We start from the raw sequence: 13,399 nt of genomic DNA on the forward strand, positions 1-13,399 counted from the left end.
TCCCCAACCAGACAGAAAAGGCCGCACATCGTTCCCCCGACCCCGCAAGCGAAAGCTTGAGTGCGGCCTGACCGGTCCCCGTTCCCCCGGGGACCGGTTTTTTTTAGCCAACCAGCTTGATCACCTTCTGTGTGACACTTTCCGATCCGGGTTCGGCCCAGTAAAGGGTGGCGCTTATTTTGAGGTCACCATCCCGGCAATCGGCATTGATCAGCGCGAAATTGTTTTCCCCGGCAAAACGGAACATCTGTTCAAACCGACCGCCATCGAACCCGTCTATATCGGCCGATTTTTGCATGGCGGCGGTGGCAATGCCCGGTGCCGGTTTGCGTGAAATCGCACTTGACGTTACATTGAACAACCGTGCCCGAGGATAGGTTTTGCCATGCGTGATCTGAAACGCGCTGGCGCAATGGACATCCCCGCTCAGGATCACAATCGGGATGCTGCTTTCAGCGGATCGCGCCAGCAGCAATTCAAGCATCGCATTTCGTTCCTTGTGGTTGGTTTCATGGCCCCATTCATCCATGAAATCATCCTTTTGACCGCCAAAATCGAGCGTGTTTACGGCACTTTCCGTCCAGTGCACGACGGGCACGGGCGAACAGATAAAGATCGCCTTTTTCTTTTTGGTTGCGGCCGAATTGATCCAGCTTTTGAAGCGTTCGAGCTGTTCCGCCCCCAATAATCGCTGTCCGTCGGGTAATTCACAATCGTGATGGCCGCGCACGTCAAGCATGTAAAAGCCATAGGCTCCCTGATCGAATTTATAATCCCAGTGGCTGGCATCGGGATCGCCATTGACGATCATGCTGTCAGGGTTATGCGCATGCTGATATTCAAGATAGGCCCGCGCTGCGGCCTTGAACATCAGCATCACAAGCGCGTAGTTGGCGTCCTCGTCATCATCCTGAAAGAAATTGGCAAGTTTGGCCTTGCGCTCATCCGCGGTCAGGGAGCCCCAGCCGTCCATGATCTCGTGATCGTCCCATATCATGTATTGCGGGAAACGCCGGTAAACAGACAGCAGATGTTCGAACTGCCAGTAAATCCGGTAATAGGTGCGATAAAGCTTGGTGAAATAATCAATGATCGCGGGTTCGTCGAGGTTGCCATCAGGTGCGCGATAGGCGGCCAGCAAGGCGTTTTTGTTATTCTTCAGCCACACCCAGACGTCCTGCATGCGCGATGCGTGATTGGTATCACAATAAACCTGATCGCCGCCGCCAATGACAAAATCCGCACGGCGTTCGTTCAGGACATCATAAAACTTGTCCCATGCGCCTTCGCTGTTAGGTTTGACACTAAACGGGTCGTGGCAGGAATAAAACCCGAACTGCAATGACTGCGGGTTTTTGGGCAATGTCCGGAACCAGTAATCATGTTCGCCGCCCATCTCGATGCAGCGCTCAAGATCAAGCTTATCCGATGCAAGGTAATAGTAATAGCGGGTATCTGGTTTAAGGTTGTCTACCTCGAACGTCATGGTTAGGTCGGTTTCGCGGGTGAATTCGCGTTCTTCCATGAAAACGATATCACTGTTCGCAGCCTTCATAGCAGCAAGGCTTTTGCCTGACAGATCATAGGCATCCTCGGGCAGTTTTCGCACACTGACAATCAGTGTCCAGCGCCCGGTCATATAGGCCCTTACCCAGATTTTCGCCGTGTTGTCGGTGGTATGGCCGACGATGGCGGCTGTATCGATTTTGGATTTGAGTGTTTCGTAATTGTCCGGCTGTTGCAGACTTGCCATTGGAAATCCCCGCTCTGTTTGCGCCCCTTTTTTCGGGTGCTTGCTTGGCCCGTTATTGCCCGGTCTTGGTGCAGACAGTTTAGGCCAATTTACGGTGGTATCAATTTCAAGTTTCAGATGCTTGTTTGGGGCAATCTTATCGGGAAGTATCCGTTGCCATTAAACAGGAAACGCCCGGGCGGGGAACCCGGGCGTTTCGGTCCATCCGGAAGGGAGACCACCGGATGGAAACAGGGTCGGACGGCCAATTTTTTGGGAGGCTGGCCGTTTGGGGATGCGGTCAGAAGAAAGGGGCTCCTGACCGCCGGGCGACCCTGCATTGGTGGCGCAACGGGGGCTTATTGTTCTTTTCGTTCTCAGGCCGGGGCAGTGGGGGCTGCCCCGGCCGGGTGGTTGCACCAAGCGCCTTCAGGCGTCTGGAATGGCGACGTTTCGAATAGGTGATCTGAACAATGCCCAGCATCACCAGAAGGGCCGAAATCCAGAAAACGCTGTCATGGGTCGGGGCTGGCGTCAGGTCAAATCGCGCGGCCAGCATTTCAAGGCCCAGAAGGATGAAAGGCAGGATACTGGTCGCAAGGATGTATTTCTCCATCCCGGCTGTCTTGATCGACCGCAATGTCAGGACCATGGCAGGACCGCGCAATAGTGTGCCAAGGATCAGACCGGCCAATATGGTCTCGATCCCGAAGAACCCGTCAAGCGAGGTATAGGGGATCGGAACCGGGCTGATAAAACCGATCAGCGGCGGGAAGATCAAAAATACCGATGCGGTAATCAGCAACAAAACCCCGGTAAATCGCAGATGCGACCACGCATCTTTGATCTGGTTGTCCGGGTGTTTTTCCGCCAGAACCGACGATGAAATCGCCGTAACCTCGGATGCCAGCATCAGCCACACTGCCGGATTGGCAAACCCGTCGGGCAGATGCCACGCAAGGAAGCCTGCCCCGGCAAGAAGGATTGCATGGCCGAACCATTCCGCCTTGCCCGGTGCGCGGCCAAGGATGAAGGCCGCGGCAAGGGCCGCCATCGGCATGCCGGTTTGTGATAAAATTCCGCTTTCAGGCGCGCTGATATAGACCAGTGCCGCGGTCCAGCTGACCCCGGTCAGAACGCGCAAAACCCCATATGCCCAGTTGATCGGCAAGGTGAATTGCCGCCACGGAATGAGCCTTCCTGGTGCCATCAGCACAAGTGCCAGCCCGCCAAAAACCAGCTGCCAGCAGGTCATGGCATAAACATCGACATCAAACGCTGTCAATGCAATCCGGTTGCACACCAGAAGCATCGCCCAGACGACTGTTGTGCTGACAAGCAGGATCAGAACCGGCATATGAAAAAACTTCAAAAGTTATGAACGTTGCCAGTCTGTTGGATTCAGGAATGAATAGCCATGCCCGATATTTAAGTGGCGTTATTCAAATTTGTATCGCCGGGTCAACGGGACAGCTTTCGGTTCATCTGATCCCGGCACGCAGAAATGCCTGAATGAACTGGCGCTGGAAAATCAGGAAGGCGATCAGAAGCGGCAAAATGGTCAGGATGGTGGCAGCACTGATCACCGAAATATCAACACCGGTTTCCGGCGCACCAAACAATGAAAGCCCCACGGTCAAGGGCCGGGTTTCCGGTGAATTTGTCACGATAAGCGGCCACAGGAAATTGTTCCAGTGGGTCGCCACCGACACCAGCGCATACGCCAGATAAACCGGCTTGGCCGCAGGGACATAAACCTTCCACAAAACGCCCATCCAGCTGCATCCCTCTATACGTGCGGCTTCTTCAAGTTCAAGCGGTACGGATTTGAAGGCCTGACGCAGCAGGAAAATGCCAAATGCGCTGGCCATATAGGGCAGGCCGATGCCAAGGGCGGTATCAAACAGGCCCAGTTTGGCAACTATGGCATAGTTTTCGACAATCAGAACTTCTGGCAGGATGAACAACTGCAACAGCACCAGAATGAAAAGGGCATCACGGCCGCGGAACGCAAACCGGGCAAAGGCAAAACCGGCCAATGTGCACAAAACAAGCTGACCCATCAGGATCAGGGACACAAGCGTAAGCGTATTGACGAAATAGCCGATCCAAGGCACGGCATTCCAGACATCAATGAAATTCTGCAAGGTCAGTGGTGCACTGAAATCAAGTGCCAGTGCACTGCCCGACGGTTGCAGTGCCGCCCAAAGGGCAAATAACAGCGGCGCAATCCAGACAAGAGCAAGAACCCATGCGCCCAGCGTATCGAGAATCCTGGCAAGATCGGGGAACCGAATATGTGGTTGGGCGATGTGTGATGGGCGGGTGTCGAGATGTACGTTCATCGGTAATGGGTCCGTTTTTCAACCAGTCGGAATTGCACGATTGCGACGATACCAAGTACTAGCAAAACCATCATGGTCATTGCCGCGGCATGCGGGCGGTCGAAATAGGCGAATGCCATTTCCCAGATCCAGTAAAGGATCAGTTTTGACGCATTGTTCGGCCCGCCTTTGGTGAGGATGAACAGATGATCGATCAGTTTGATCGAATTGATCAGCGCATTGACAAAGACGAATATCGTGGTTGGCATCAAAAGCGGCAAAAGCACCCGTCGTGTATAGGTCCAGCGACCGGCCCCTTCAATGCGGGCCGCTTCGCGGAGGTCCGGCGGAATGGTCTGAAGGGCTGCCAGATAGAAGATCATGAAGAACCCGGCTTCTTTCCAGATCGTCACGATGATGACCGCGGCCAGTGCCGTTTCGGGCTGCCCTAGCCAGTTGGTCGGTTCCGCGCCGAAAAATCCGGTAATGCGATCAATGATGCCAAGATCGGGGGTATAGAAAAACAACCATAAATTCGCCGCGGCAATCATCGGCAGGATTGTCGGCGTGAAATAGGCGCTGCGCACAAAGCTTCGTGCGGGAATATGCGCGTTGGCCCAAAGCGCCATGATCAGGGCAAAGATGATCGAAACCGGAATTGTAACCCCGGCATAAATCAGATTGTTGCCTGCCACGGTCCAGAATGTCGGATCGGCAAACAGATCAAGATAGTTTTCAAATCCCGCAAAGCTGCTGGGGCGGCGTGTTGTGCCACGGGTAAAAAGACTGCCAAAGAAGGTCGCGATGGCCGGGTAAAATGCAAACAGGCTAAGCAACGCCAACGACGGTGCCATCAGCATCCAACCGTAAAGAGCAAGTTTGCGTCTTTGTATTGCTGCCAGATCGTTTCGAGGCTGATCACCCATCGAGGCCACGTCCTGAATTCAAAAGGATTTCCAATGAAGAAAGCAAAAGGGCCGGGACGGGGGGGAAACCGTCCCGGCAGCAGATCGGCTTAGTTGAACGCCTTGAGAAGACGGTTGGCGTCTTCCTGGGCGTCGATCAGGGCCTGTTTCGGCGATTTTTCGCCGGTCAGGGCCGCCTGAATGGCGTTGTTAAGAGATTCACGAACACGGGCTGTTTCATAGGTCGAGAATTCTGGGATCGCGACGTTAAGCTGATCACGGGCAACCACAGCCTGCGGGAATTCGCTGGCATAGGATTTCAGCGCGTCGGTTTCGTAGGATGCCGGGGTAACGCCGACATAACCGGTTGCAATCGACCATTCTGCGGCACGTTCCGGCGCGGTCATGTATTTGATCAGGTCAAGCGATGCGGCCTGCTGTTCCGGGCTGGAACCCTTGAACATATAGAAGTTGCCGCCCCCAGTTGGTGAACCGGGCTTTTTGTGCGCCGGAAGCATGGCAACACCGAAGTCAAACTTGGCTTCTTTTTTGACAGCAGACAGATTGCCTGTCGAATGCCACATCATACCGGTCTGACCCTGCGCGAAAGCCTGACGAAGTGTGCCCCACTCAATCGTGCCCTCAGGCATGATCTTTTCTTTTGTGGCGAGACCGCGCCAGTATTCAAGAGCCTCGATGACGGCAGGATCATCGAAATAGGTTTCCGTTCCGTCGGCATTCATCAGTTCCTTGCCATTCTGAATGGCAAAGCACTGGAACATCCAATAAGGATATCCGGTGGACGGAACCATCAGACCCCATTTGCCGTCTTTGGAAAGCGCCTTGCCCGCGGCAACCATTTCTTCCCAGGTCTGAGGTGGGGTTTCCGGATCAAGACCGGCTTCGCGGAACATGTCCTTGTTGTAGTACATGACGATGGTTGAGCGCTGGAACGGGATGCCCCAGGTTTTGTTGTCGACTTTGCCATTGGCCATCAGCGCCGGATAGAAGCCGTTAAGCCATTCCTTGTCTTCTGCGGTTTTGACAACATCATCAAACGGAATGATCAAATCCTGTTCGATCAGGTCATAGACATCGATCGAAAACATCACCGAAAGCTGTGCCGGATCGCCGCTTTTGATTGCAGAAACCGCACGCAGTCGGGTGTCGTCATAGTTTCCGGCATAAATCGCATTGACCTTGACGTCGGGATGTTCGGCTTCAAAACCGTCAATCATGCCGTCGATTACTTCGGTCAACGCACCGCCAACGGCGATGGGGTAATACATTGTCAGTTCGGTTGCGGCAAAGGCCGGGGTTGCCGCCGAAGCAAGCAGACCGGCAGCAAAAGCGGCACTGGTAATGGAATTACGCATCGGTTTCTGTCCTTTTACGATGTCGGAATTGCTGAGTGATTGGTCGTCGTAACGAAAGATTTTTGCGTTGCGTGGTCGTTCATCGCCGCCGAAAGACGATGACCGTGTTCGCGATCAAACCAGTGGGCAGCAACGCCAGCCCAACTGAGCGAGACTTGTGTCCCGGGCGAAAGATGCACACGACCGGGCAGGCGGGCCGTTGTCCCGTCGGTTCCGTCTATTGACAGATAGACAAAGGTTTCCGGTCCCAGGAACTCGCTGGATATGACCGTCGCGGAGAGGCCCGAAGCACTGTTTTGCTGGTCGGTATCAAGTTTGATGTCTTCGGGTCTGATGCCGACAATCAGATTGTCGGGTCGTGCACCGCTTGGTAGGGCGTCGGACGGGATTGCGGTTGCTGGCAATAGCCCCATTGGCGGGCTGCCGACAAAGCTTGCAGCAAAGGCGGTGGCGGGTTTCAGATAAAGGTCTGCCGGGGTTCCAGCCTGCTCGATACGGCCATTCTTCATCAGGATGACGATATCTGCCATGCTCATCGCTTCGGTTTGATCGTGGGTGACATACACCACCGTGATGCCAAGGCGTTGCTGCAGGGCGCGAATATCCTTGCGCACGGAATGTCTCAGTTTTGCATCCAGATTGGATAGTGGTTCATCCATCAGGCACAGCGGATGCCCGGCAACGATGGCGCGTGCCAGTGCAACCCGTTGACGTTGTCCGCCCGAAAGTTCGGCAGGCTTGCGTTTCTCCAACCCTTCCAATCCGGTCACACCGAGCGCATCGGCCAGGCGTTTCGCCATTTCAGCCTTGGCGCATTTGCGAACCTTCAGGCCAAAAACAATGTTTTCTGCGACGCTAAGGTGAGGAAACAGCGCATAGGATTGAAACACCATGGATAGCTGTCGTTTTGACGGCGGGACTGCGGTGACGTCCTGATCTTCAATCAGAATGCGACCCTGATCGGCGGTTTCAAGACCTGCAATCAGACGCAGCGTGGTTGACTTTCCGCAGCCGGAGGGCCCCAGCAGAACAACAAAGCTGCCGCGCGGTATATCAACGGAAAGGTCATGAACACCGTTTCCACCGTCAAAAATGCGTGAAACATTTTCGATCCTGATAAAGGGTCTTTGGGTGTCGGGGGTCTGAGACGTCATTTGAGAGTTTCGCCTTTTGCTATTTGCAGCCGGTCGAGGATGTCCTGGCGCTGGAACAGGGCGTTAAAATCACCACCGGGTTTTTGATCAATGACGATCATGTCGGGATCGGTGAGGTGCCCGCCCTTGGCCGGGGCCGGGCGACCGAATTTCGATTGATCGGCAACCAGAATGGAATTTCGGCAGTTTCCAATGATCGCCTGACGCAAGGCGACTTCGCGATGGTCGAAGTCGGTCAACGTTCCGTCGGTTTCAATTCCACCAACACCGAAAATACCGAAATCAGCTTTGTAGTTATGGAACATCTCTTCGGCGTCCGGTGTGATCAGGTCTCGATCAGGCAGACGCACAGTGCCGCCGGGAATAACGATCCGGTTGCTGGTATTTGTGCCCAGCGCCATCGCGACATTCAGATTGTTGGTGATGACGGTCAGGTTGCGATGATCCGCCAGATTAAGCGCCAGCAATTCAAGTGTGCTGCCGATCCCGATCAGGATTGATGCCCCGTCGGGAATTTTCCCGGCAACATGCAGCGAAATGGCGTGCTTGGCGGCAATGTTGGTCACCTGGCGATTGTCATATGACAGGTTCATGCCCGGCTCGCCGGCGTATTCGGCCCCACCATGGCGTCGGCGCACCAGATTGGCGTCGCTTAAAATATTGACGTCGCGACGCACGGTTTGTGGTGTGACTTCAAACTGGTCCGCCAGTGCATCAATGGATGCAAAGCCATCACGGCGCAGAATATCGATAATATGGCGTTGCCGGATTGAGATGTTCATCTGATCGCTTGATTTGTTGTTTTGAACATAACTGCGATCATAGAGAGCTTCGTTGTCACTAAGATTTCAGAAGAGTGACATTCGTATGAATGTTGTTTTCGGTCCTTTTCCAGTATGATTGCGGCCACCGGGATGCCCCGGTGGCCGGGTGAAAATCATGTCGTGAGATTGCTGTGATTGCGCTTCAACTATGTAAAAATCAACGACTGATGCACCCCAACCCCGGCCAGAACGCCCGCGGCCGAGGCCAGTGTGGCATTATGGCGCGCGGTGGCGGCATCGCCCGCGGCAAAGACGCCGGGGATGCTGGTTTCCTGTGATGCGTCGACCTTGATGAACGGTCCGGCAAGGCCTTCTTCGAACCTGCAGCCCAGCATTTCCGCAAGTGGATTGGTCATTGAAACAGTTGGCCCGGCAAACAGGGCCTGAATGGGTTTGGTGCGCCCGTCGGCCAGTTTAACGGCGTCAAGTTCGGGGGCGGTGCCGATCAGTTCGACTATCGGGCTTTGTTCAATCGTGATGCCGCGCGTATCCATCTGTGTGCGGATTTCAGGTTCCGGTTCGTATTTCCCTTGGGTGAAGAAGGTCGTTGGGCCCCAGTCCGGGATCATCATTGCCTGATGGGTGGACATCGGGCCGGTTGCCAGCACGCCAAGTTCCCGGTCACGAACTTCGTAACCATGGCAATAGGGACAATGCAGCACGGTTTTGCCCCAACGTTGCATCAGACCGGGAATGTCGGGCAGGGTGTCAACCACGCCGGTGGCAAGGATCAGGCGGCGGGCCTGAAAGCGGCGGCCATCTTCCAACGATACCTTGAAACGGTTGTTGTCTTCGTCCCCGGTTCCGGCGGTATCCGGTTCCAGTCGGGTCGCGGTTTTTGCCATGCCATGCGCAATGCTGACGGTGGGATAGGCGCGAATTTGCCCCATCGCCAGACGGGCAATTTCATCCGGGCTTTTGCCATCCAGCCCGAAAAAGCCGTGCGATGCCGTGGCAAAACGGTTGCGCGGCAATCCGGCATCAATGATGCAAATCTGTTTGCGGGCGCGGGCCAACTGCATGGCAGCGGATAAACCGGCAAAACCGGCACCGATGATGATCGCGTCATAAAGTTTTTGCGGGTCCGGCATCGAAACTGGATGGGCAACTGATGAGGGTGCGGATGTATCGGACATATCGGGGCTCCGTAAGGTAACTGAAAATGAATCATGTAACTTTATAAGTATCGTGATTTTGCGGTGTCAAGGGTCTTGAAACTTTTGGTGTTGCGAATATGCGCCAAAGCCCGATAGTCTGGCCGTAATATTGCCAGACCAAGGAAACCATCAATGCGCCGTGACAGTCGCCTTTCCCGCATGTTGCACGTCCTGATCCATATGGATCGGTTTGGCGGGGCGATGACGTCCGACATGATTGCCCGGATGCTTGATACCAATCCGGTTGTGGTTCGGCGTACGATGGCAGGGTTGCGCGATGCCGGTTATGTGCGATCCGAAAAGGGACATGGCGGCGGATGGGTGATTATTCGTCCGCTTTCGGAAATCACGTTTCTTGATATCCATAACGCGCTTGGCAATCCGTCGATCTTTGCCATGGGGGTTGCGGTCGAACATCCCGAATGTCTGGTTGAACAGGCGGTAAATGCCGCCCTTGGCAGTTCGTTTGACGCTGCCGAGAAACTTTTGCTTGAACGGTTTGCGTCGGTCACGCTGGCCGATCTTGCCGCTGACGTCGATCAGCGCTGGCCGACCGAGCCCGATGGCAAATGGACCGGACCGGGCAGCATTTTTGAACATCTGCCTCAGTCCGGCGATCCCGAATAATCATACCTTGCAAATACTTGTGGCTCTATGTCTGTGCCCGCGCAACCATGGCTTGCGGGATCGGTGGTGATCCAATAATGAATAACAACGGGATTTTTTGATGATCCGTTATTCAATCCTGTATCGCGCCCCAACCACCAACCGAGGCCCCCGATGACAACCAAAAAACCGGACTGGGATCATATACGCGTGTTTCTTGCACTTGCGCGCACCGGCAGCCTCAGGGCGGCCTCTCAGGAGCTTGGCGTCAGCCAGCCGACATTGGGGCGGCATTTGTCCGCCCTTGAAGATGTCGTCGGCGTGGTGCTGTTTGATCGCCTGCCAGAAGGATTGCGCATGACCGAAGCCGGGCGCGATTTACGCCCGCGCGCCGAGGCGATGGAAGAAGCCGCCTTTGCCTTCCATCGGCAGGGCGATGCGATATCGGGCATTCGCGACCGGCAGGTTCGCCTGACCGCCAGTGCGTGGTCGGCCCTGTTTCTGGCAGGTCAGATTGATAGCAAACCCGATGGGCTTTATCTTGAAATCCGGCAATCCGATGATACGCAATTGCTGACCAAGCGCGAGGCGGACTTTGCCGTCCGGCATGGTTTGCCTTTGACCGGGGATTTCATCACCAAGCGGCTTGGCACGATTTCATGTGCGGTCTATGCGACCGAAAGATTGGCGTACGATATGCGGGGTATGGGACCGGATCGGGTATTTGCCAATGCACCGTGGATCTGTTTTTCGGAAGAATTCGACCTTTATGAAAGCCAGCGCTGGTTGCTGGCCCATATTGACGGCAATAAACCGTTATTTCGCGCGGGCAATACCGCGATGCTGCAAAATGCATTGCGCACCGGGATCGGGGCGGGAATTTTGCCGTGCTTTCTGGGCGACAGCGACCCGGCACTGGCCCGGGTTTCGCGCCCGATCGAGACGCTGGATTCTGATATCTGGCTGATTGTTCATCGCGATCTGCGGGCCGCCGAAGGTATCAAGCAGGCGACCAACTGGGTTGCCGATATGTATAAACGCCGGGTGATGCAGTTATCAGGTGCACGGGCCTCTGGCGGTGAGGGAATGGAACTGAAATAGGCAAAAGAAATGCCGCCCGGGTTGTGTCGGGCGGCAGGTTCGCAAAGAGCGTGTCGGGGTTCGCACCTTTGCGGCTACTTTCTGCTTTTCCACACCCCTGTGGGATCAGTTTGCGACCATTGCGGCCGGTTTGGGTGTGGTTTTGCTGCTGACCGGCAGGATTGGATATTCCACCCGCGGCGCTTCCCCGGTCAGGGTCATGAGGAAGGCGGTAATCGCCTTGATCTGGCTGTTGTCAAGTTCAGCACCAAGCTGGCTTGATCCCATGATCGCAACCGCCTGCTCCAGGTCCCAGACCTTGCCGGAATGGAAATAGGGTGCGGTCAGTTCGATATTGCGGAGCGGTCCGGCGCGGAACACATAGTCATCCGTTGCCGTCTGGGTCACGGCAAAGCGGCCCTTGTCATCGGGCGGCAGGATTTCCGCACCCGGCTGTTCGACAACACCGAACGGATAATAACCGGTGCCACCGACATTCACCCCGTTATGGCAGGATGCACAACCGGTATCGATGAACAGTTCAAGTCCGGCCATTTCGGTTTTGGTCAGGATGGCATCGTTTCCTTCGAGGAACTGGTCAAACCGTGATGCCGGGGTGATCAGGGTTGCTTCGAACGCCTCGATCGCCTTGGCCATGTTGTCAAACGTTACCGGGTCGCTTTCACCCGGGAAGGCGTGGACGAATTTCTGGACGTAATCGCCCATGCTTTTCAGTACCTCGACAACGCGTTCGGGGGTGCTTGCCATTTCAACTCCGGCCTGAACCGGGCCCTTGGCCTGTGCCTTCAGGTCTTCCGCACGTCCGTCCCAAAACTGTGCTTCGTTAAACACGGCATTCAGAACGGTCGGGGCGTTACGCGGGCCTTTCTGCCAGCCATGACCGATGGATGTTTCAAGGTTGTCATCCCCGCCCATGCCCAGATTGTGGCATGTATTGCACGAAATCAGCGCACTGGCCGACAGACGCGGATCAAAGAACAGCATCTTGCCCAGTTCGACCTTTTCGCGTGTGACCGCGTTGCCTTTGACGGCTGGTACCATTGACGGAATGACTTCGAAATGCTCAAGGGCCGTCTTGCGCAAGTCAGAAGGTGATGGCGGTTCTGCTGCAAGGACGTTCCCGGCGACCCCCAGCATGGCAGCAATGGAAACAAGGCTGCCGACCAGACCACGATACGATTTCATTTGCTCTCTCCCAAATGATGGTGGTTCGGGAAGTAAAACAGGCGGCAAATGCAATCACGATGATATATGTCAAGTGCCTAAAATAAATGTAATATCAGTATGTTGATTGGAATTTTACAAAGAAAAATCCGCAAGAATCGATATCTTGCGGATTGGATATCATGGCCGTTTAATCGGGCTTAAAGAAGCTTTTCACGCGGATCGAATTTTGGGGCGGGTTCCGCTTCAAGCTGTTCAAACACTTCATCCAGCGTTTCGGCCACCGTAAACAGGTTGCGGTTGCTTTCACGTGCAAAGCCGTCTTCGATAATGCCATCAATCATATCAAGGCATTTGTCCCAATATCCAAGGGCGTTCATGAACACCAACGGCTTGTCATGGATGCCAAGCTGGCGAAGGGTTAGCGCCTCGAAGGCTTCGTCAAGGCTGCCAAGGCCACCGGCAAGGGTGACGAACGCATCCGAACGTTTGAACATTTCGACCTTGCGTTCATACATGGATTTGCAGACGATCAGTTCGCTAAGCCCCTTATGGCCGACTTCGATGTCATCCAGATGGGCCGGGATGATGCCGACCACCTTGCCGCCATTTTTCATGACCGCATCGGCAACTGCGCCCATCAATCCGATACGGCCGCCACCATACACCAGTATTATGCCGCGTTCGGCCATCATTTTGCCAAACGCAATCGCGTTTTCCATGTGCTGGGGGTTTTTGCCGTTCGAAGCGCCGCAAAAAACACAGATCGATTTAACTCTTGTCATGGCAACCTGCCTCTTTGTTGTTATCTCGCAGGTAACTCTCGCCTGAACATCGCGCCATGTGGATGGTGCGTTTGTCGCCTGGCGACGTGGCCCGTCTATCTGCCGAGCATAGCCTATTGCGCGGTCACCCGGTCAATAGTTTCCTTTGCGAAGTTCCCGTGACATCGGGTTATCGATATCATGTGATCCTTGCCGCATTTTTGCCTTGGCAATCGCCATGATCGGGCGCGATAAGCCGAGGTGATTTTTTCGCCGATGGTTAACAGGTTCT

12 protein-coding genes are annotated in these 13,399 nt (G+C 54.8%); 2 read left to right on the forward strand and 10 right to left on the reverse strand.

Annotated features, from left to right (window positions below; all coding sequences use genetic code 11):
* Positions 1–103: 103 nt before the first annotated feature.
* The 8 genes from TH3_RS04220 to TH3_RS04255 form a co-directional block, all read right to left on the reverse strand.
* Positions 104–1,753, reverse strand: coding sequence for an alkaline phosphatase D family protein (locus tag TH3_RS04220; RefSeq protein WP_007090531.1), 1,650 nt, complete (start codon positions 1,751–1,753; stop codon positions 104–106).
* Positions 1,754–2,033: 280 nt separating this feature from the next.
* The gene (locus TH3_RS04225) at positions 2,034–3,089 is read right to left on the reverse strand and encodes a DMT family transporter (protein WP_007090530.1); all 1,056 of its coding nucleotides are present in this window, start codon (positions 3,087–3,089) and stop codon (positions 2,034–2,036) included.
* A 124-nt stretch (positions 3,090–3,213) separates the two neighbouring features.
* Positions 3,214–4,077 (reverse strand): carbohydrate ABC transporter permease, encoded by an 864-nt coding sequence (locus TH3_RS04230; RefSeq protein WP_007090529.1) that lies wholly within the window; start codon positions 4,075–4,077, stop codon positions 3,214–3,216.
* Positions 4,074–4,982, reverse strand: a complete 909-nt coding sequence (locus tag TH3_RS04235) for a carbohydrate ABC transporter permease (protein ID WP_007090528.1) — start codon at positions 4,980–4,982, stop codon at positions 4,074–4,076. Before TH3_RS04235 ends, TH3_RS04230 begins: the two co-directional genes overlap by 4 nt.
* An 89-nt stretch (positions 4,983–5,071) precedes the next feature.
* The gene (locus tag TH3_RS04240) at positions 5,072–6,337 is read right to left on the reverse strand and encodes an ABC transporter substrate-binding protein (protein ID WP_007090527.1); all 1,266 of its coding nucleotides are present in this window, start codon (positions 6,335–6,337) and stop codon (positions 5,072–5,074) included.
* A gap of 14 nt (positions 6,338–6,351) precedes the next feature.
* On the reverse strand, positions 6,352–7,491 hold the full coding sequence (locus TH3_RS04245) for an ABC transporter ATP-binding protein (protein WP_007090526.1): 1,140 nt from the start codon (positions 7,489–7,491) through the stop codon (positions 6,352–6,354).
* Positions 7,488–8,273, reverse strand: coding sequence for a DeoR/GlpR family DNA-binding transcription regulator (locus TH3_RS04250; RefSeq protein ID WP_007090525.1), 786 nt, complete (start codon positions 8,271–8,273; stop codon positions 7,488–7,490). The genes TH3_RS04245 and TH3_RS04250 overlap by 4 nt, the downstream gene beginning before the upstream one ends.
* Before the next feature lie 188 nt (positions 8,274–8,461).
* Positions 8,462–9,451 carry an NAD(P)/FAD-dependent oxidoreductase gene (locus TH3_RS04255; RefSeq protein WP_007090524.1) on the reverse strand — a complete coding sequence of 330 codons (990 nt, stop codon included), beginning with the start codon at positions 9,449–9,451 and terminating at the stop codon, positions 8,462–8,464.
* Positions 9,452–9,604: 153 nt separating this feature from the next.
* Here TH3_RS04255 and TH3_RS04260 point away from each other — a divergent pair, with 153 nt between their 5' ends.
* Both TH3_RS04260 and TH3_RS04265 read left to right on the forward strand, forming a co-directional pair.
* Positions 9,605–10,099 carry an Rrf2 family transcriptional regulator gene (locus TH3_RS04260; RefSeq protein WP_007090523.1) on the forward strand — a complete coding sequence of 165 codons (495 nt, stop codon included), beginning with the start codon at positions 9,605–9,607 and terminating at the stop codon, positions 10,097–10,099.
* A 153-nt stretch (positions 10,100–10,252) separates the two neighbouring features.
* Positions 10,253–11,179: a LysR family transcriptional regulator gene (locus TH3_RS04265; RefSeq protein ID WP_007090522.1), complete on the forward strand. Its 927-nt coding sequence runs from the start codon at positions 10,253–10,255 to the stop codon at positions 11,177–11,179.
* A 105-nt stretch (positions 11,180–11,284) separates the two neighbouring features.
* On the opposite strand, the gene TH3_RS04270 is transcribed toward TH3_RS04265, so the two are convergent.
* Together TH3_RS04270 and TH3_RS04275 are read right to left on the reverse strand one after the other, a co-directional pair.
* Positions 11,285–12,364 (reverse strand): cytochrome-c peroxidase, encoded by a 1,080-nt coding sequence (locus tag TH3_RS04270; RefSeq protein WP_007090521.1) that lies wholly within the window; start codon positions 12,362–12,364, stop codon positions 11,285–11,287.
* A 179-nt stretch (positions 12,365–12,543) separates the two neighbouring features.
* A complete protein-coding gene (locus tag TH3_RS04275; RefSeq protein ID WP_040059555.1) occupies positions 12,544–13,128 on the reverse strand; it encodes an LOG family protein in 585 nt (194 codons plus the stop codon).
* Between the last annotated feature and the right edge of the window lie 271 nt (positions 13,129–13,399).

It is taken from the genome of Thalassospira xiamenensis M-5 = DSM 17429 (assembly GCF_000300235.2).
Classification (GTDB): Bacteria; Pseudomonadota; Alphaproteobacteria; order Rhodospirillales; family Thalassospiraceae; genus Thalassospira; species Thalassospira xiamenensis.